Raw genomic sequence first — 20,119 nt, forward strand, 5'->3', positions numbered from 1 at the left:
AACTGAGCTACTACGCATAAGTAGATATTTTAATTGAAAACATATGGTTCGAGCAGCATAAGATTGTTGGGTAATGTAAATTTATATTCTCACTCTTATTGCCGCTAAAAATTTTGTCGCTAACAATGATATACAGATATTTGTAAAAAGTTATTGTAAAATCTAAATTAATTTTCAGTCCTCTAAAATAACCTTCGTAACATTATTTAATAGCCCTTTTAATAGGGCTATCTCTAGTCTAATCATTGCAAATGAAACCACTCAAAATCATTCAGAAGTTTATCTCTGACTATCTTCCATTACGAATCTCTAATGAAAATATTAGATTTATTCTTTTTTATTTAATTTTCTTGTTTTTAGTCTTACTTTTGGTAGCTTTTATAGAATACAACCGTCAAAACTTTTAACATTTTGGTGTATTCACTGATTAAAAATCTTTTCTTGAAGCGCCATATGTAAGAGTTACAGAACTTACCCACTCTTGAAGAGGGGTATTAAGATTACACTGCTATTGCGGCTGAGCCAATTCCTCACAAGTGGATATTTTTAGTATTTGTCGTTGTTTTGTTAGATCTAAGTTGGATATTATGTATGGGACAGAATAAGGGTATGCGACAAAAAAATGAATTTTCAATATAATTGAAGGACTTCTTTTATTATCTTAAGAATGGCGGGGTCTACTAAATGAAAGCATTGGTCAAAAAATACGCTAAAGAGGGTTTATGGCTAGAGGATATGCCAGAACCTGACATGGGTAATAACGACGTATTAGTTAAAATAAAAAAGACGGCTATTTGTGGCACAGACATTCATATCTACAATTGGGATGAGTGGGCCCAAAAAACAATCCCTGTTCCTATGATCACTGGACATGAGTATGCAGGAGAAATTGTAGATGTCGGCTCTAATGTAACAGATTTAAAAGTAGGCGATATCGTCTCAGGAGAAGGTCATTTAACCTGTGGTCGATGCAGAAACTGCCTAGGTGGTAGAACACACTTATGTCCTAATACAATAGGTGTAGGTGTAAATCGAACAGGATGTTTTGCTGAGCTCTTGGCAGTGCCAGCTAAGAACATTTTTAAACCAAGTCGTGAAATTTCAACTGACTTGCTTGCTATTTTTGATCCTTATGGAAATGCAGTTCATACAGCACTCTCTTTTAATATGGTGGGCGAAGATGTGCTGATTACAGGAGCAGGTCCAATTGGTATGATGGCCGCTTTGGTTTCAGATCATGCTGGCGCAAGAAATATTGTGATCACAGATGTAAATCAATATCGCTTAGACTTCATCAAAAAAATTCTTCCACGTGTTATTGCAATTAATGTTGAAAAAGAAACAATTAGTCGTGACATGATGAAGTCCGTTGGTATTTTTGAAGGATTTGATGTGGGACTCGAAATGTCAGGCTCCCCTAAAGCTTTTAGTGACATGTTAAGTCTCATGATTAATGGTGGCCATATTGCTATGTTAGCAATCATGCCTGCAGGTTCTGGGATAGATTGGGATATGGTGGTATTCAAAGGCCTCACAATTAAAGGAGTCTATGGACGTGAAATTTTTGAGACTTGGTATAAAGGTACGATGATGGTTCAAAGTGGATTACCTTTAGAAAAAATAATTACACATCGATTTCCTTATACTGAATTTAAAGAAGGTTTTGACATTATGCGATCAGGTAAGTCTGGCAAGATTATCTTAAATTGGGAAAATTAATATTAAGGATCTTTAAATGAGCTTTAAAAAAGCTAAAGAAAGTTTTTCGTCTGATTTAGAAGAAATTAAAAAAGTAGGACTTTGGAAAACTGAACGTATTATTAATTCCGATCAGAAAAGTAAGATTCAGCTTTCTGATAATCAAGAAGTTATTAATATGTGTGCGAATAACTATTTGGGTTTGGCTAATAATCCCGAAGTCATTCAAGCCGCAAAAGATGGTCTTGATCGATGGGGCTTTGGTCTTGCCTCTGTTAGATTTATATGTGGAACACAAACATTACATAAAACGCTAGAAGAAAAAGTGAGTGAGTATTTAGGCATGGAAGATACGATTCTCTATGCGGCTTGCTTCGATGCGAATGGCGGATTATTTGAAACCATCTTAACAGCGGATGATGCTGTTATCTCTGATGAACTCAATCATGCGTCGATTATTGATGGTATTCGTTTATGTAAAGCACAACGTTATCGTTATAAAAATAATGACATGAATGATTTACGTGCAAAACTAGAAGAAGCTAAGAAAAATAACGCGAGACGCATTCTAATTACCACCGATGGCGTATTTTCTATGGATGGCACGATTGCACAATTAGATAAGATTTGTGATCTTGCAGATGAATTTGATGCCATGGTGCATCATGATGATTGTCATGCAACAGGGTTTATGGGGAAAACAGGCCGTGGTATTCATGAATATTGTAATGTAATAGATCGCGTTGATATCATCACAAGTACATTTGGCAAGGCTTTAGGTGGCGCCACTGGTGGCTTTACATCCGGCCGTAAAGAAATTATTGATATGTTAAGACAAAGATCTCGACCTTACCTATTTTCAAATACACTTGCCCCTAATATTTGTACTGCTTCATTAAAAGTTTTTGAGATGCTAGAGAAATCAACTGCACTTCGCGATACATTAGAGAAAAATGTTCATTACTTTAGAGCTGGCATGCAAAAAGCTGGTTTTGATGTAAGCGATGGTGATCATCCTATTGTTCCTATTATGTTAGGTGATGCTAATCTTGCTCAATCAATGAGTAAAAAATTATTAGAAAAAGGTATTTTTGCGATCGGATTTTTTTATCCAGTAGTACCGCAGGGAAAAGCTAGAATTAGAACCCAAATTTCAGCTGCTCATACATTCGAAGATCTAGATAAGGCCATAGATGCTTTTACTACAACTAAAAATCAATTAATTTAATATCAAAAATTTTGTCTTGAATTGATACAAGTTAGAACGTTATTCAAAGCGTTTGATAAACGTCTCTATTTCATTATTCAGTTCATCATGGGCAATTAAGCCATCAATCCAGCGCTTAGGTATGGCTTCAAATCCCAAACTTGCGCCAAGGATGGCGCCTAAGATAGCACCACGGTGACAGTTGTCGCCGCCAACATTAGTATTAGCGATGAGTGCTGCTTCGAAATTATTGGAGTAGCGTGAGGCGAGGTAAAGGACGGACGGAAAAGACTGGTCTATGTAACAAGCAGAACTGAGTAAACCACCAATGACGTCACAATCTGAACTTTGCTTACTGCGCACAGAAGCAACTACTTTCGCCGCAGGGAATCCAAGGCGACTTGCTGCAGCGCAGGCGAGTTCTTCTGTATTTGGATTTGTCTCTTGAAAAATATGAAATAACAATGCGCTAAGTTCGCTAGAGTAGATTTCCAGTGAGGGTGAGCGGTGAGTTAGACGTTGATGGTTTAGGGCTTGAGCGATAGTAGTTGTTAAGTTGCCCTCGCTTAAGCTTGCTATGACAAGCATAGGGAGACTAACCAAGCCGCCTATAGAAGCCGTATCATGACCTTCGGCCCCAGCACACTTTTCAGGAGGGATACCTTTTGCGTAGTTAGCAAAAAAATCTCGATGGTAAGATTCCGCATAAGTATCGTTATGTCGGTCAGGCTCTGTCATAAAACCAATATACTCACGTAAAAAATCAGCGGGATCATAATCGCCTATTGTATTAAGCGAGCGCAACAAAACCCTCGCACACATTAAATTAAGCGTATTTTCGCCTGCTTGCATTCCCTGATGATAATGACGATTAGCTGGACCCCAATGGTGCTTTTTGCCTTTAAGTATAACGCTTCCAACAATATCGCCTTCTTGCGTTCCACGTCCCGCTTTGCTGGTGTTGGCGAGAGACATGATCGAGTTAGGATGATGCGCTTTAGGTGCTTGGAAATCTTTTATCTGACCAAAATCTTGCCAAAGGGTGGCAATACTGTAGTACCAATGCACTGGCATCGCCAGCGCATCACCTACAAACATGCCCCACAGCGCGCCACGCATGCGGTCAGTTTTATTAAGTGGCATAGTATTCATGAGGGCATCCTTAGCCTAATTGAAAAAGTATTATTCATAAAGCAATCTTTAGTGACACTTTTTACAGTATAAGTTTCAATGTTATGTGAATAAAAAATCAAGATTTTGATGTAGCGTATTGAGAACTAATTTTTTGAAACCACATCTGACTAGTACAATTTATTCACTCATAACCTTAAAGGTATTTTTATGCTGACTTGGCAAGATATTGAAAATCGCGTACTTCATGGCAATCCACCCGCGAATCAACGCGTAGAAAAAACAGACGATCAATGGCGCAAAATATTGCCTAGCGATGTCCATGACGTCACGCGCCACGCAGGAACAGAGCGTCCCTTCAGTTCACCCATGTGCGCTCACTTTGAACCTGGCTTTTATGCTTGCGCCTGCTGCGATACCATGCTGTTTGATGCAACACAAAAGTTTGATTCCGGCACAGGCTGGCCTTCTTTTACGCAACCCCTAGAGCCCAATGCGGTAGCTTATTTTAGCGATGGCAGTTTAAGTAGTGTTCGGGTTGAAATCACCTGCAGCACTTGCGATGCGCACTTAGGTCATATATTTCCAGACGGTCCAGCGCCAAGCAAGCTTCGCTATTGCGTGAATGCACTCTCATTAAAACGCATTGCCTGACCTAGCTTCTTCAATACAAGATCTTAATCACAGGACTAACGAATGGATCTGGCTTTGCTGCACACGCCACATTTCGGCATAGCGCTGACCATCCTTTAGAAGTGATTCATGGGTGCCGCGTTCAATAATACTGCCTGCTTCCATGACTAAAATCTGATGGGCATGTGTGATGGTTGAAAGGCGATGCGCGATGATTAATGTCGTGCGATTCTTAGCCAACTCGTTTAATTCTTTTTGAATGCTGCGTTCCGTTTCAGAATCCAACGCCGAGGTGGCTTCGTCAAAGACAAGTAAGGAAGGATTTTTTAGCAGTGTTCTTGCAATAGCGACGCGCTGCTTTTCGCCACCAGAAAGCTTGAGGCCTCGCTCACCAACATTGGTGTTGTAACCATTTGGTAGGCTAGAAATAAAATCATGGATTTGGGCAGATTGAGCTGCTGCTTCTATGGCAGATTGGCTCGCACCGGGCTTACCGTAGGCAATATTAAATCCTATGGTGTCGTTAAACAGCACCGTATCTTGCGGCACTATACCTATAGCCTGTCTAAGACCTGCTTGTTTAACAGTTTTAATGTCTTGGTCGTCCAAATAAATGGCGCCCGATTGCACGTCATAAAAACGGAATATCAGTCGACCTAAGGTACTTTTTCCGGCACCGCTGTGACCAACAACGGCAGTTGTTTGACCTGGCAATATTTCAAACGATACCTGATTTAATATGCCGCGGTTTTTTTCGTAATAAAAACTAACGTCTTTAAAACAAACATGCGGTCCTATCTTTGGAGATTTTATTTGCAATGCTGTTGCGTTTGGTAGATCAGAAATTTCTTGATCCGTTTCTAGTAAACTAAACATTCGGTCTATATCAGTTAACGATTGCTTCATTTCACGGTAGAGCACGCCGAGAAAGTTAAGTGGTATGTAAAGTTGTATCATTAGCACATTCACTAAAACTAAATCACCAATGGTCATTTCTTGTTTTGCAACTCCTTGACTAGCCAAACCTAAAATACATACCAATCCAAAAACGATAATAATTTGCTGACCAAAGTTTAAAAAAGCTAATGACTTTTGCGATTTAATCACAGCGTGTGCATATTTTTTTAGGCTGACATCATAACGTGCAGATTCAAACTGTTCGTTGCCAAAATACTTAACTGTTTCAAAATTAATTAAAGTATCTACAGCACTTTGGTTGGCCTGTGAGTCAAGGCTATTCATTTCTCGTCGAAAGTTTGTTCGCCACTCTGTAACAACCACTGTAAATACCACATAACAAATAAGTGCAATAAACGTCACCAATACAAACCTAACATCGTAAGCAAATAAAAGGTACCCTAACACCATAGCAAGTTCGATTAAGGTGGGAATAATACTGTAAAGAGAATACGAGATAAGCGATTGAATGCCGCGCGTGCCACGTTCAATATCTCTTGTCATACCCCCTGTTTGACGAGACAAGTGGAAACGTAAAGATAAGGCATGGAGATGATTAAACACTTGTAAACCTACTTGCCTTACAGCTTGCTCAGTGACTTTAGAAAAAATTAACTCTCGCAACTCTGCAAATAGGGAGGCTGAAAGGCGCAACAAACCGTAAGCCACAATTAAGCTCACGGGCACCGCCAGTAATGCTTTCGGCGTTGAAGTAATACTCATCGCATCCACTATATTCTTGAGCATAATAGGCACGCCCAAGTTAGCCACCTTCGCTAACACTAAGCATATAAGCGTAAAAATAATGCGTGCTTTGTAAGCCTTTATGTAAGGCAATAAGTTCTTAATGACATTCCAGTCTTGATGACGCTGTTTTTTTTGTTTAACGTTATTTTCTATTTTAGAGGAGTGCATAGGTGCGGTTTAGAGTGTGCAAGTAGAGGTTTATAAAGAAGTTAAAAAAAGCCTTTGTATTAATAAAGTAGGTTCGAGATAAAAGGGTGGTATAACCCTTGTCGTTAAGAGTAGAAAGTAAAAGCATCAAATCACGACAAAGCAGATTTCAAACGATCAAGCGCTTTCATGACATTTGCTCTGGGAGTGCCTATATTCATGCGCATAAAACCCTTACCACCGCATCCAAACATTGCACCACTGGATAAACCTAACTGCACTTCTTGCACAAAAAATAGCGCTAATGCTTTGTCATCTATGTTTAATTTTCTACAATCTAGCCAAAGTAGATAGGTACCTTCTGGGCACACCGCATTTATTTTTGGTATATGCGCACGAATAAACGCAACAGCCTCATCACGCGTCGCTTGAAGGTAAGCCATTAATTCACTTAACCAGTCAGCCCCGCCACGGTAGGCGGCTTCAAACGCAATCATACTAAATGGGTTAGTCACTGAAACAGCGATCTTAGTAAGATGTGATTGGATGGTTTGACGATAAGTGGCATCGGGTATGATTAATGCAGAAAGTCCCAAGCCTGGGATATTAAAGGTTTTACTGGGCGAAACGGCTGTGATGATAGCGTGAGGTGCATCTATGCTTGATGTTGCTGGGGCATTCTTAAAAGCAAGACGACTTAGCGTGTGATGTTGCGTATCGGCATACACCAAATCTGCATGAATTTCATCGGCTAGAATAATTAAATTGTGCTTTTTTGCAACAGCCAATAGGGCCAGTAACTCGTCTTTTAACCAAACCCGTCCGACTGGGTTGTGAGGTGAGCAAAACATTAGTAGGCTCGCTTCTCTAGCGCAGTTATCTAGCTGTGAAAGATCCATTTGGTAATGCAAATTACCCAAATCATCTTCTTCTAAAATCAAGGGGTTTTCTATCAAACGACGATGCTGATCTTTTACCGCAGATAGAAAGGGGAAATATACTGGGGGCTGGACTATCACACCTGCATTTTCTGCTGTTAATGCTGCCACAACCAAGTTTAAGGAAGGCACCACGCCAGGGGTCAGTACTATCCACTCACGTTTTACTGGCCATTGATGCTTTAGAAGTAACCAATCGATTAGAGCTTGATAGAGACTCTCTGGTGCAATTGAATAGCCGTATATGGGATGGCTGGCTCTTGCTTGTAATGCTTCTGTAACAGCATCGGGCACAGCAAAATCCATGTCAGCGACCCACATTGGCAAGATATCATTCGTGCCAAATGTTTCAAGCCTGCCATCATATTTTAGCGATGCACTAGTCTCCCGTGGGATTGTTTTGTCAAAACGTTGCATCAGCGCATGCGTTCCCACAAGGTCACTTCGGACAAGCTGTGTTGGAATTTATGGCGTGTTTCACGAATTACAAAAGGAATTTCAATGGGCGATTGCATAAGCTTAAAGTGCTCACCAAGCAATGCTTTGAGGCCATCTATAGTGCTGACATTTTCGCCGTCTTGCTTGTGGCCGCCTATCCATTGGTCACGCGGCGTGTGTTCTTCTAACCAAGTGTAGGGTGAGGTGATCATTAAGACGCCGCCTATATTTAACCTATGGTGAATATTGCTTAAAAAATCACGCGGGTTGTATAGGCGATCAATTAAATTGGCAGCAAGTATAAAATCGTAGCCAGTAAATTGTGGTTTAAGATTGCAGGCATCACCTTGCCAAAAATCAACCTTGTGCGCCACATCCGTTAATTTAAGATCAGCTAAACTGCGTTCCTGGTAGCTCACTAAATCACCTTCGTTCACCATGGTGTAACGCAGTATGCCTTGTTGGACTAGTTTTAGCGCTAAACCAATAAATCGTGCGGAAAAATCGATACCAGTGACATGGTCAAAATGCTTTGCTAACTCAAACGAAGCGCGGCCAGTGGCGCATCCCAAATCCAAGGCCTTTTTGGCGGGTCGTGTGTGTAAGTGTTGAACTGCAAAATCACTCAGCGCTTTAGGGAAATTTGGCACACCAAAGTAGGTATCACCATAATGAAACTCAGCATATTCTGAAAGTTGTTTATCGGTTTCGTAATGCGAAGCATGAATTTGTAGAGGCGTATCAGTCACAATATAGCGGAATCCTGCGTGTTGAAAAAAATGTCGGCGAAATGCGTAACGTGCATCTTTTAGGGCTTCATTGCCAGAGGCTATCCACGAACCGCCTTTAATGATGTTATGCCGACCATCGAATGTGGGTGTAGAGAAATCATCATATAAGGGGTGCACCTTAAACCCATCAAATGGAAAAATAGGGGTTTCTGTCCATTGCCAAACATTACCAACCACATCATACAAATCACCATGTGCATATGTATTGACCGGGCAAGAAGAAGCGTAATGGTCTAAAAATAGATTTGCATTCATACTACCTCTTACTTTTTCATCTGACAAGCCAGCATGGGCATAGAGGCTATACCACTCTTGCTCTGAGGGCATACGCACTTGCTTTCCCGTACTAGCAGAGTGCCAATTGCAAAAGGCTTTTGCTTCGTGGTAGTTGACTTCGACTGGCCAGCTCCAAGGCATAGCAACTTCTTCCGTCATTAATCTGAGTTTCCAAACATCACCTTGTTGTACCCAGAAAGTTGGATGCATTGCTTGAGCGTAATGCCGCCAAGCTAATCCTTCTTCCTGCCAATATGAGTCTTCTTTATACCCACCGGCTTCGACAAAAGTAAGAAACTCCGCGTTAGAGGTTAAGTATTTTGCTGCCTGAAACGCTGTGCATTCAGTTTCAAAATTACCGTACTCATTATCCCAGCCGTAATGTTCGGGAGATTTACTTAATTTAATTCGTCTAGGCGGTATGTCTACCAAACTATTGGAAGGTGCTGTGGTGTTTATTGCTGAACATGAACGCCAAGCGTCTTTTTTTTGCACATAGTGCAAAGCATGTTGGCGTATTAATACTGAGCTGGTTTCTAAATGAATGCGCTCATGCTCTATGCCCATTAAAATCGTCCACCATTGATTATCCCAATCCATAGGTAGGTTAAGTGGCAATGTACAAATTAATTGATCAACCACTTTGCGCACGCTGGCGCGGTAAGTTTTAACCTCTAAAGGCGTGGGCCAATTATAATTTTGCGCATTGATATCGTCCCAGCCCATTTCATCAACACCCACAGCAAACATCGATTCAAATTGAGGATTGACACGCTCAGTGATTAAGCCTGCTAATGTTAATTTATTAATAAAAAAAGTATTAGTATGGCCATAATAAAAAATCAGCGGATGCCTCAATTTAATAGGGTTCACATAATAGGCTTCATCACTAACTAATGTCTGAAACAAGCTCTCATATAAATCTGCAGTTTGATGAAAATACTGACGAGTTTGCTCACGCAAGGTCGTTGCTTCCTGGGTGTCTAGGAGTGTGCTGCGATTTAAATAGGTACTCATTAAATTTATGGCTTTGCTAATATTGGTTATGATGGATTTAAACTGACGCGCTATTTTATTACAAACTAAAAGCTGGCAATTGCCAGCTTTTAGTTTTCGCTATATTTCTTTTAATTTTTAAAAGCTTTTTTTTGTAAAATATTACAGAGACATCTATTGGTGCAGTTTTCCCTGTATTAGTTCACCATAATTTCCTTAATTTTTTTTGGATCCCAACATGCCATGGCTGTAATAGAGGTACTGGATTAAATTTCAGCCGATTGTGTTTTCGTCTTCATTTTTATATTTCACAGTTTTCTCAACAATAATTAAACGCAATCACCCATTGCTGATGAATACCTATGCCAACAGTCTTTGTCATTGTGCTCGCATACAAAATTATTTTCATCTTTAATTTCATCTATGTTTTTTGACATGTTTGAATTTTCTAAATTTTCATTTTTCTCTAAAATTTTAGATGTTTTAATTTCTTTTTTTGAGTTCATTTTCATTTCCTTACAAATAGTTTGTATGGGTGAATTCTATGTCTCTTATTTAGATAAATCCAATGATTTGTTTTTAAGTATGTGATAAGTATTACTTATCAATAGAAAAATCTATAAGAACTACAGGTAGGCGCTCATTAAGGTTTTTGTTAAGACGGTGATTGGGTTATGTTGCAAAGCGTTAAACTTCTGTGGCTCTTAAGCTGGTTTTCTTTTACTGCTAAGCTTCAAAATATTATTTCTAATTTGGATATACTCTTGTTCGGTTGGTTTGCTCCAATTGCCACCAGAAGAGTTAACCATATAAATTAAAGCCTCCGAGAAATCCTCTAGAGTTAAATCAGGCCTTCCGCCTTTTGCTGGCATTTTTCTGACACCGTTATAAGCTTCAGTAATGACATGAACTTTGCCTTCCTTAATAATAGGCGCCCAAGCGAGATTATTCTGAAATTTAGGAGCCCCATTCATGCCAGAAGCATGACAAGCTATACAAATTGATTTATAGGTAGACTCTCCACCCGCATAAGAAGTTAATGAGATTATTAAAGTCAGTACAAAGAATGAAAAAATTATAGTTTGTCGCAGCATAAGCTTAATTAATGGTAAGTAGTTTCGGTATTTGCAGATGTACTAAAAACAATATTTTAGCTGGGAGTAAAAGGGGTGTGCAAGCAAAAGCTTAATTTTGTGTTAATTTCTAGGTTATGAAGGGTACAAATAAATTACTTGCTTAATGTCTACATCTAATCAATCAGAATTAAATCAATGGTTAAGTAAGGATCTTACTTATACCTACCATTGCTCACCTTTTATAAAAAGGCTATTTGAGGCAGATAACGAGCTAGAGCAATCCTCACTTCAACATATGAGCCATCCATTTAGTCGGCAAGAAATGGAATCATGGTTAGATGACCGCAAAATTTCTGATGAGATAAGTTTAAATAAATCTTTACGTAAACTTCGTCAGCAAGTGATAGCAAATATTATTCTTCGTGACCTGAATAAATTAGCTGATTTAAATGAGATCTTAAAGTCAGTCACTGAGCTTGCTGAAATTACTCTACTTCATGCACATCAATTTCATTTTAATTACCTTAAGTCTATGCACGGTTCTCCGATAGGATTAAACGGACAAGAGCAGCAATTAAGTATTGTCGCCATGGGAAAGCTAGGTGGAGCAGAGCTTAATGTATCGTCTGATATTGACCTAATCTTTGCATATCCAGAAGAGGGAGATACTAAAAGCAATGCGTCTATCAGCAATCAAAGCTTCTTTATTAAACTTTGTAAAAAGATCATATCGAGTCTTAATGATATTACAGAAGATGGTTTTGTATTTCGTGTAGATATGCAATTAAGACCTTTTGGTTCTGAGGGTCAGATTGCATGTAGTTATCAGATGCTAGAAGATTACTATCAAAAATACGGACGAGAATGGGAAAGATATGCATGGGTCAAAGGTCGGGTTATTGTTGGGCCTCAGATAGAGCTTAGTCAAATTATTGAGCCATTTGTTTACAGAAAATATTTAGATTACGGAGCATTGAATTCTATGCGTGATTTAAAAACTCAGATTCAAAATGATGTAAATAAAAAAGGCATTCAAGAAAATATTAAAGTTGGTCGAGGTGGCATTCGAAAGATTGAGTTTATCGCGCAAGTTTATCAGTTGATCAGAGGTGGCCAAGATAAGTCATTAAGACTTAAATCACTTTTACCTACATTAGCAGTTCTTGAAACTAAAAATTTATTATCTAAAGACGGAGTTAAGTTATTAACTGAGGCTTATGTGTTCTTAAGAAATCTAGAGCATAGACTACAATATATGGAAGATATGCAAACACAAGAGTTACCAAAATCAGACGAGGGTAAATTAAGGTTAGTTAAATCTATGCACTACCAAGACTGGAATATGTTTTATCAAGACCTTGAAACTCACAGAGCCAATGTAGAATTTTATTTTGACGAAGTTTTTAAAGAAACAATTAAAGATCAAGATTCACCTCAATTAAATTCAACTAAAGCGCTTTGGAATAGCACTTTAAGTTTAGAAGATGCGCATAAGCATCTAGAGAGCTTAGGCTTTAAATTAACTGGTGAGACCTATCAAGTTATTGACGGATTAAAGCATAGTTCAAGTTATCTTCATTTGCCTGAAGTGAGTCGACAACGATTCGATCTTCTAATACCTTTAATTATCCATGAAGTTTCTTCTACTTCTGATTCGAATTCAGATTCAACGTTCATCAGAATCATTTCAATTTTAGAGAGTATATGTAGGCGTGCGAGTTATCTTGCTATGCTCACTGAAAATCCAAGTGCATTAAAGATACTTATTAAACTATCTAAAGCGGGCCCATGGCTTACACAATATCTTATTCAGCATCCGATATTGATTGATGAATTACTTGATATTAATCATTTTTATACAAAGCCTGATTTTGTAGCAGTAAAAGAAAAGCTTCATAAAGATTTATTGGAGGCTAAAGACGATATTGAGCTGCAAATGAATATCATGCGCAATATTAAGCACGCTAACATTTTTAAGTTGGCTGCCTTAGAAGTGATCGGTGATGTGTCAGTAGAAAATCTCTCTGATTACTTAACCGAACTTGCTGACTTACTTATAGAAGAAACACTTTTATTGGTATGGGGGCATATGTATCCAGAGCAAAATGACCCACCTAAATTTGCTGTCATTGCTTATGGGAAATTCGGCGGTAAAGAAATGAGCTATACCTCGGATCTAGATATTGTCTTTATCTATGATGATAAACGAGATGGCATGGCTGAAAAATATGCAAGATTTGCACAGCGGATCAATAGTTGGCTCAACACCTATTCCTCCTCAGGCGTTCTTTATGATATTGACCTTGAATTAAGACCTGACGGGGCGAGTGGCCTATTAGTGAGTTCCATTGATGCTTTTAGAGACTATCAATTAAAGAGAGCTTGGACATGGGAACATCAAGCAATTACCCGGGCACGCTTTTGTGCTGGAGATGTAGGAATAGGCAATCAATTTGAAAAGGTTCGACTAGATATTCTAGAAACCCAAAGAGATATAAAGCAGTTAAAGATAGATGTGGTGGACATGCGTGAAAGAATGCTCGAAAAACACAAAGTTAATCGTGAGCTTTTCGATTTAAAACAAGATCGCGGAGGAATTATTGATATTGAATTTATTGTGCAATATTTTGTATTAGCTTTTGGTTCTTCAAATAAGGCACTTACTCCTAATATAGGCAATATTGGATTACTTAATCTTTTTAGTGAAAAAAAATTAATTGAAGCTCTCACAGCCAAAAAACTCATCAGTGCTTATCGACGATATAGAGAACTTCAACATCAATTAGGTCTTGAGGCTAAATTAGATGGAAGAATAAAGTATTCTGAAGTTACTGATCACCCGGCTGAGGTTGTATCTATTTGGAAGAGTATTTTTAATGATTAATTTTTTTACGATTGAAAATATTTAATCTCAATATAAGTAATATCGAAATTATTACGGCGTAAATAAGTGGTTCTGTTAAATCTTTTTTGACAAGCCATATAAAATGAAGAACACCTAATATAGCTATGACATAACTAAGACGATGCAATCTTTTCCAATTCACTTTAAGTCTTCTCATCATCTTATCTGAAGAAGTGATAGCTAATGGCAGTAATAAAAGCCAAGCTAAAAAACCTACCAACACATAACGATGTTTAATAATGTCATTTTTGATATCTACCCATGCAAACTGATAATCTAGCCCTATATAACAGAGGAGATGAATTGAGGCATAGAAAAACACAAAAAGCCCTAACATTCTTCTATATAAAATCCACTCACTTATATTTGTTATTCTTCTTAAAGGGGTTATGCTTAATGTTAAGCATAAAAAAATAAGCGCCCACTTTCCAAAATGACGCTCAATAAATTCAACTGGGTTTGCCCCAAGATTGCTTTGAAAGATAGCAATGCCTAATGAAAGAATTGGCCAGAGGCTTGCGATAAAGATTAAACGCTTGACATATGATTGATTCAATTTCAAGGTAGATTAAAAATACCTATTTAAATCCATACCTTGATAAAGATGAGCCACTTCTTTTTGATAACCATTAAACATTTCTGTTTTAAGCCTTGGCGCTAATAGACTTTCTCCAATTCTCCTCTCCGTGGCTTGCGACCATCGGGGATGATCTACTTCGGGATTAACATTGGCATAAAATCCATACTCTTTGGAATTGGCTTTCATCCATGTGGAAACAGGCATTTTTTCTACTAATCTGATTTTGGTGATAGCTTTAATGCTTTTAAAACCATATTTCCAAGGTACAACTAATCTAATTGGTGCCCCATTTTGCTTAGGTAAAACTTTTCCATATAAGCCAACTGCTAAAATAGTAAGCGGATGCATAGCCTCATCTAATCTTAGCCCTTCAGTGTATGGCCAATCTAGCATGTCATCTTTTTGGCCAATCATCTCGCTTGGTCGCTTTAGAGATACAAATTCAACATATTTAGCATTTCCAGTTGGAGATACTTTTTTAAGTAATGAATTTAATGGGATACCTACCCAAGGGATAACCATAGACCAACCTTCAACACAGCGTAGTCTATAGATTCGCTCTTCTATTGGTATAAGTTTAATAAGCTCATCCACATCAAGTTTTAATGGCTTAGCAACAGAGCCTTCAATCGAAATCGACCATGGATCAATTTTTAATAAATCTGCATGATCATGCGGATCTGATTTTGAAGTGCCAAATTCATAATAATTGTTATAGCTTGTAATATCCTTAAGAGAAGTTAGCTTTTCATTGCCATGGTTTTTTGCTTGCGCAAATGATGGAAGGGAATTGAGAGCTCCAAAACTAGTGTTGGCAAATGTAGATAGAGCAGAGGAGCTTAAAATTAAACCTAAATTTTTTATAAAATTTCTACGATCATTATAAATATGTTCAGGTGTAATTTCTGAAGCTGGTATTTTTTTAATGTTAGTCATACATAATTTTAACTATTTTAAATATAGAAAGCTGGGTTAATTTGCTAGAAGTTGATATTTTATAGTATTTGATAGATTGACAGAATTCTAAAGGATAAGTTTCTTGGTCGGATGAAATAGATATGTGTAAGTAAAGACCAAACAGTATTGAACTTTAAAAGAAAGAAACATATCTAGATACTTAAATTAATGCGAAAGACAAAAATGGCAAAGAAAAAATGTAAATATAATTGGCACATGGCATTGAGATGCGGCCTTGGTTCAGCATTTTACGTATTAGGCATCGCTGCTTTTATTAAATACTTATTTAATTAAGCCTTATGTCAAAAAAAGAGATTTTATTAAGTGAAGGGGATATTTCTAGGCTGATTGAAATGGCTTGGGAGGATCGAACACCTTTTGAAGCAATCTTAAAGACATACCAATTAGATGAATCGTCTTTAATGAGGATTATGCAGGCTAACCTTAAGCCTTCATCATATCGGTTATGGAGAAAACGTGTTAAAGAAAAATCAAGCAAGCATTTAAAACTTAGATCACCTGACATTAAGCGAGATCACTGCGTAACTCAATATAAAATTAGTCGTTAAATTATTATGAGAATGGTAAAAAAAGAAAACTTACCAACAAAAATTTGCCTTGTTTGTCAAAAACCTTTTTCTTGGAGAAAGAAATGGCAGCTTGTTTGGAATGATGTGAAATACTGTTCAGAGCGTTGTAAGCGCCATAAAAATTAAGCATGATCGGAAAAATTAGAAAAAAACTTTTACCACTCGTATTTTCAGAGATCATTTCAGATCCAGTCATATGTCCGATATGCGGACGAAGTATTCCAGAATCTCAAAAAGATGCACACCATTTAATACCAAAATCTAAGGGTGGAAAATCTTTTGAATATCTTCACCGAATCTGTCATAAACAGATTCATGCGTTATTTAAAGAAAATGAACTCGCTAAAGTATTGAATACTGCAGAGTCATTAAGAAATCATTCAGATATGCAAACGTTTATTAATTGGGTGAAAAATAAATCAGATGATTTTTACGAGAGAGCTGCTAAAAGTTCACGTATTAAGAAGCAGTAAATTGTATTTTTCTGTATGTCGCATTTTAATTGATGTCATAACATTTATAGGATTTTTTGTAACAAATAAAAAAGTATAATCATGAGTATAGTTACCATAATCAGCGAAGTGAAATATCCGAAGCCATTTTTAAGCATCCAGCTTAATAACGGTAATACTGGCATGACTGGCAATACGTAAATAAAATTTTCATTGGCTAACTTAGCAATTTTGTCGGTATCCTTACTTTCAAACCAAATCATGGTGTAAGCAGTAAAAGAAATAATTGGTAGTGCCAGTAAAAGTGCAGCTATTTTTGTATCTTTCTTACTTAATTCAGTCACAAGTACAATCACCAGGACCGCGATAATAATTTTTATGAAGTAAATCATTAGTAAACGATTTGCATATTTGGTTTTTCTGGTTTTTCTGGTAAATATAAAGCTTGATTATTGACTATCCTTTTTGTGCTCCAAAGAACAACGAGGGCATCTAAAATATCATTATCCATCACGTCTTTTTTTTTATATTTATTTCTGATGGCATCAAAATTAAAGTTTAAAAAATGCTTATCAAGAAGAAACTTTCTTATTTTAAAGCCTTCAGCTGTCTTTTTACTTTCAATGATTACATTTTCATTGTTCATAGCCCTAAAGCTAACTTCTGGATGTATTTCGAATATTTTTATATCCTCATGATGAAGCACAGTTTGGACATCTCTTATTTTAGGAAACAAATACCAAGATTGAAGTGACATTGATTTACCAATCAGTTTTTTTGATACAAGGGATGCTTTTTCATAATTCGGTTGCTCTAACATTTCTGGCGTAGGCGCTGTAAAAATAGAAGAGGCTTTTTTACTTAGAAGCTTTCTAGCTAATTGGTCAGCTTCTCGAGGCATCACTTCAGACAAGACTACAGGTATGTCAATACCGATAATTAACTGATTGGACTTAATAAAAAAATCCTTGAGATTATTCATGCTTTGAAAAATTGCAGTTTCAATAACTTCATCTTGATTTTGCCAAACTGCAAACCAACCAGACTTACATCCATCGATGCCGATAATTAAAGACAACTAGCTCACCTTGCAATATTTCATTTTATTAAAACGCCATTGAGCAAAATATGAGTAGAAAATTTTACTGATAAAGTAAATTAGTGGCAGCTTGATTATAAAACTTAATAATCTCCATCTACTTAAGTTATTCCATATAAGGCAAAATGCATCTATACCCCTATGAATTCTATCTTTGTCGTCGATAGCGTGAAGACTTAATAAAGCATCGTTATAAGTAATGCCGTATTTATGAAGTAATTTGTTGTGTTTATGAAGATTGCACCACATGAAAATACCTTTTGGTGCGATTGATTTATAGTAATTAATCTCTTTTGAACAAAGGCTACAATGTTGATCGTAAAGGATTTTTATCATAATTTTCTTAATCTCAAAATGAGAAAGGCTCCAAACCATTCGGGGGAAAATTTGGAGCCAATCGAGCAATATTTCAGCTTATTGCCTACTTCCTAGACTAAAAATGCTCACAAAAATTCATTTTTTATAAAATATACAAAATATGTAAGCTATTGATAGCATTGAACTTAACGTCAAAAGTTTTTTTAACGCTGTCTCAAGCGACTTTTTTAGATTTAAGGTGAAGGTTGAGTGAGGGGGGGCGAGCTTATGAAAAAATTTATTTCAAAATAAATTTGTAACTTATGGAATTTTTCTTAATTTTTTATAATAATCAATATATTACAGCATGTTTATTTATGCCCACAATTTAATTGTGGGTTATGATTACCATGAATAATATTAAAAGATTTTGAAAAATACAAATCACAGGCTAAACTCATAGACAGATAATTTACTTGAATACCAGTTGATTATTTTTATTTTTTGGAAGTTGTTTTTTATCAACCACTAGGAGGTTCCTATGTTTCAAGATTTTTTTAAATCCGTAAAAAATAAATGCTTATTAGGATTATCTTTATTAGGCTTATCAACTTTAGCTTTTGCAGAGAGCCATGGAGCTCAGGTTCTCCAAGCAAATGATTTCGTTGGTATTTCTTTTTGGCTAATTTCAATGGCATTAGTTGCTTCAACTGCTTTTTTCTTCCTTGAAAGAGATCGTGTAGCAGGTAAGTGGAAAACTTCTCTTACTGTATCCGGTTTAGTTACATTAGTAGCAGCTGTTCACTATTTCTATATGCGTGACGTGTGGGTTGCATCAGGATCAACACCAACAGTGTATAGATATATTGATTGGTTAATTACAGTGCCTTTATTAATGATTGAATTTTATTTAGTTCTTTCAGCAATTACTAAGGTTTCTAACGGTGTTTTTTGGAGACTTTTAATTGGTACTTTAGTTATGCTTGGCGGTGGGTATGCCGGTGAAGCTGGTTACGCAGATGTTATGACATCATTCATTGTTGGTATGCTTGGATGGGCTTATATCCTCTACGAAATTTTCGCTGGTGAAGCAGGTAAGATCAATGCAAACAAAGCTCCAGCAACAGTGCAAAAAGCTTTTAATACAATGCGATTAATTGTTACATTTGGCTGGGCAATTTATCCATTAGGTTATTACTTTGGTTATTTAACTGGTTCAGATCCTGCAAGCAGCATGGCATCATTAAACATCATCTATAACTTAGCTGACGTTTTAAACAAAATTGCTTTCGGTATAATTATTTGGTCTGTAGCAGTATCAGAATCAAAATAAGTATGTAATTTTTTAAAAAACTGTGCAGCTTTGGCTGCACAGTTTTTTTTATTTTTACTGATTAAATTTTATAATATTAATAGCTTAAGACAATAAAATCGATTCACTAATCCCATGAGCATAGACGAGTTTAATTTAGTTTATAACGCGATCTCTTTTGCAATCGCTGCTTTTGGAGCATCAACCGTATTTTTTCTCCTTCAAAGAACACAAGTTTCCCCCGCATACAAAACTGCATTAACTCTTTCGGGGCTTGTTTGTTTAATTACAACCTACCATTACTTAAGAATCTTTGAGAGCTTCAATAGCGCTTATGTATTAAAAGATGGTTTAGTCATACAAACCGGCATGCAATTTAATAATGCATATCGATATGTTGATTGGCTTTTAACCGTCCCCCTGTTACTTCTAGAATTTGTTTTAGTCTTAAGATTGCCTCATGCAGAAACATACAAAAAAGGGCTGGTGCTAACATTAGCTGCTGCGTTTATGGTGATTCTCGGCTATCCCGGAGAAACCCTTACAACTGGATTTGCTAAGGTTATTTGGTGGGTTTTAGCAATGATTCCATTTTCTTATATACTGTACGAAATGATTAAAGGAGTAGGTGCATCAATCAAGACTCAACCTTTAGTTGTGCAGCCATTATTCAAAAAAACAAGATTACTTATTATCCTGTCTTGGTCGTTTTATCCGCTTGTATATATCCTGCCTTTATTTGGGCTGTCGGCATTTGTAAGCATCCAGGTTGGGTTCACTTTTGTTGATATAGTTGCTAAATCAGTTTTTGGTATTTTGATTTATATTATTGCGCAAAGAAAGTCAGAAATTGGCGCTTAGTTAAGTCTTTGACAAACAGATATATTTTCTA

The 20,119-nt window shown here is 36.9% G+C and carries 20 protein-coding genes; 9 read left to right on the forward strand and 11 right to left on the reverse strand.

Annotated features, from left to right (window positions below):
• Nucleotides 1–684 precede the first annotated feature (684 nt).
• A complete protein-coding gene (tdh, locus tag BN1208_RS02880; protein WP_046487738.1) occupies nucleotides 685–1,719 on the forward strand; it encodes an L-threonine 3-dehydrogenase in 1,035 nt (344 codons plus the stop codon).
• A 16-nt stretch (nucleotides 1,720–1,735) separates the two neighbouring features.
• The gene (gene kbl, locus BN1208_RS02885; RefSeq protein WP_046487740.1) at nucleotides 1,736–2,926 is read left to right on the forward strand and encodes a glycine C-acetyltransferase; all 1,191 of its coding nucleotides are present in this window, start codon (nucleotides 1,736–1,738) and stop codon (nucleotides 2,924–2,926) included.
• A gap of 39 nt (nucleotides 2,927–2,965) precedes the next feature.
• On the opposite strand, the gene BN1208_RS02890 is transcribed toward kbl, so the two are convergent.
• Nucleotides 2,966–4,057: an ADP-ribosylglycohydrolase family protein gene (locus BN1208_RS02890; RefSeq protein WP_046487742.1), complete on the reverse strand. Its 1,092-nt coding sequence runs from the start codon at nucleotides 4,055–4,057 to the stop codon at nucleotides 2,966–2,968.
• Nucleotides 4,058–4,246: 189 nt separating this feature from the next.
• Here BN1208_RS02890 and msrB point away from each other — a divergent pair, with 189 nt between their 5' ends.
• Nucleotides 4,247–4,690, forward strand: a complete 444-nt coding sequence (msrB, locus tag BN1208_RS02895; RefSeq protein WP_046487744.1) for a peptide-methionine (R)-S-oxide reductase MsrB — start codon at nucleotides 4,247–4,249, stop codon at nucleotides 4,688–4,690.
• A gap of 27 nt (nucleotides 4,691–4,717) precedes the next feature.
• On the opposite strand, the gene BN1208_RS02900 is transcribed toward msrB, so the two are convergent.
• The 5 genes from BN1208_RS02900 to BN1208_RS02920 form a co-directional block, all read right to left on the reverse strand.
• Nucleotides 4,718–6,541 carry an ABCB family ABC transporter ATP-binding protein/permease gene (locus tag BN1208_RS02900; protein WP_046487745.1) on the reverse strand — a complete coding sequence of 608 codons (1,824 nt, stop codon included), beginning with the start codon at nucleotides 6,539–6,541 and terminating at the stop codon, nucleotides 4,718–4,720.
• Nucleotides 6,542–6,672: 131 nt separating this feature from the next.
• Nucleotides 6,673–7,875, reverse strand: a complete 1,203-nt coding sequence (locus BN1208_RS02905; protein WP_046487747.1) for a MalY/PatB family protein — start codon at nucleotides 7,873–7,875, stop codon at nucleotides 6,673–6,675.
• Nucleotides 7,875–9,980: a 5-histidylcysteine sulfoxide synthase gene (gene ovoA, locus BN1208_RS02910; protein WP_046487749.1), complete on the reverse strand. Its 2,106-nt coding sequence runs from the start codon at nucleotides 9,978–9,980 to the stop codon at nucleotides 7,875–7,877. Before ovoA ends, BN1208_RS02905 begins: the two co-directional genes overlap by 1 nt.
• 308 nt (nucleotides 9,981–10,288) lie before the next feature.
• Nucleotides 10,289–10,465: a hypothetical protein gene (locus BN1208_RS02915; protein WP_156157779.1), complete on the reverse strand. Its 177-nt coding sequence runs from the start codon at nucleotides 10,463–10,465 to the stop codon at nucleotides 10,289–10,291.
• Nucleotides 10,466–10,663: 198 nt separating this feature from the next.
• Nucleotides 10,664–11,053 carry a c-type cytochrome gene (locus BN1208_RS02920; RefSeq protein ID WP_052734621.1) on the reverse strand — a complete coding sequence of 130 codons (390 nt, stop codon included), beginning with the start codon at nucleotides 11,051–11,053 and terminating at the stop codon, nucleotides 10,664–10,666.
• Nucleotides 11,054–11,198: 145 nt separating this feature from the next.
• On the opposite strand from BN1208_RS02920, the gene glnE reads away from it, so the two are divergent.
• Nucleotides 11,199–13,919 (forward strand): bifunctional [glutamate--ammonia ligase]-adenylyl-L-tyrosine phosphorylase/[glutamate--ammonia-ligase] adenylyltransferase, encoded by a 2,721-nt coding sequence (gene glnE / locus BN1208_RS02925; protein WP_046487753.1) that lies wholly within the window; start codon nucleotides 11,199–11,201, stop codon nucleotides 13,917–13,919.
• Here the strand turns inward: glnE and BN1208_RS02930 are convergent.
• Together BN1208_RS02930 and msrP are read right to left on the reverse strand one after the other, a co-directional pair.
• Complete coding sequence (locus BN1208_RS02930) at nucleotides 13,909–14,496, reverse strand: protein-methionine-sulfoxide reductase heme-binding subunit MsrQ (protein WP_046489242.1); 588 nt, start codon at nucleotides 14,494–14,496, stop codon at nucleotides 13,909–13,911. The two genes, glnE and BN1208_RS02930, sit on opposite strands and share 11 nt — an antisense overlap.
• 12 nt (nucleotides 14,497–14,508) lie before the next feature.
• Nucleotides 14,509–15,456 (reverse strand): protein-methionine-sulfoxide reductase catalytic subunit MsrP, encoded by a 948-nt coding sequence (gene msrP / locus BN1208_RS02935; protein WP_140016925.1) that lies wholly within the window; start codon nucleotides 15,454–15,456, stop codon nucleotides 14,509–14,511.
• 320 nt (nucleotides 15,457–15,776) lie between these two features.
• Here msrP and BN1208_RS02940 point away from each other — a divergent pair, with 320 nt between their 5' ends.
• Genes BN1208_RS02940 through BN1208_RS02945 form a run of 3 tightly spaced genes read left to right on the forward strand, consistent with a single transcriptional unit; the run spans nucleotide 15,777 to nucleotide 16,540 of the window.
• Nucleotides 15,777–16,046, forward strand: coding sequence for a TIGR03643 family protein (locus BN1208_RS02940; protein ID WP_046487755.1), 270 nt, complete (start codon nucleotides 15,777–15,779; stop codon nucleotides 16,044–16,046).
• A 12-nt stretch (nucleotides 16,047–16,058) separates the two neighbouring features.
• A complete protein-coding gene (locus BN1208_RS07200) occupies nucleotides 16,059–16,193 on the forward strand; it encodes a DUF2256 domain-containing protein (protein WP_082092869.1) in 135 nt (44 codons plus the stop codon).
• Nucleotides 16,194–16,195: 2 nt separating this feature from the next.
• A complete protein-coding gene (locus BN1208_RS02945; RefSeq protein WP_156157780.1) occupies nucleotides 16,196–16,540 on the forward strand; it encodes an HNH endonuclease in 345 nt (114 codons plus the stop codon).
• A 44-nt stretch (nucleotides 16,541–16,584) separates the two neighbouring features.
• Here the strand turns inward: BN1208_RS02945 and BN1208_RS02950 are convergent, their stop codons facing one another.
• From BN1208_RS02950 to BN1208_RS07450, 3 genes are read right to left on the reverse strand one after another with little or no spacing between them, the layout of a single operon-like run.
• The gene (locus BN1208_RS02950; RefSeq protein WP_046487757.1) at nucleotides 16,585–16,911 is read right to left on the reverse strand and encodes a DUF3147 family protein; all 327 of its coding nucleotides are present in this window, start codon (nucleotides 16,909–16,911) and stop codon (nucleotides 16,585–16,587) included.
• The gene (locus BN1208_RS02955; protein ID WP_046487759.1) at nucleotides 16,911–17,597 is read right to left on the reverse strand and encodes a DUF429 domain-containing protein; all 687 of its coding nucleotides are present in this window, start codon (nucleotides 17,595–17,597) and stop codon (nucleotides 16,911–16,913) included. Before BN1208_RS02955 ends, BN1208_RS02950 begins: the two co-directional genes overlap by 1 nt.
• Nucleotides 17,598–17,993, reverse strand: a complete 396-nt coding sequence (locus tag BN1208_RS07450) for a thiol-disulfide oxidoreductase DCC family protein (protein WP_420885851.1) — start codon at nucleotides 17,991–17,993, stop codon at nucleotides 17,598–17,600.
• Between the two features lie 463 nt (nucleotides 17,994–18,456).
• Here BN1208_RS07450 and BN1208_RS02965 point away from each other — a divergent pair, with 463 nt between their 5' ends.
• Nucleotides 18,457–19,248 (forward strand): bacteriorhodopsin-like, encoded by a 792-nt coding sequence (locus BN1208_RS02965; protein WP_046487761.1) that lies wholly within the window; start codon nucleotides 18,457–18,459, stop codon nucleotides 19,246–19,248.
• A 114-nt stretch (nucleotides 19,249–19,362) separates the two neighbouring features.
• Entirely contained in the window at nucleotides 19,363–20,088 is a 726-nt protein-coding gene (locus BN1208_RS02970) for a bacteriorhodopsin (RefSeq protein ID WP_046487763.1), read from the forward strand.
• The last annotated feature ends 31 nt before the right edge of the window (nucleotides 20,089–20,119 follow it).

This window comes from Candidatus Methylopumilus planktonicus, from assembly GCF_000981505.1.
In the GTDB taxonomy this organism is placed as follows: Bacteria; Pseudomonadota; Gammaproteobacteria; order Burkholderiales; family Methylophilaceae; genus Methylopumilus; species Methylopumilus planktonicus.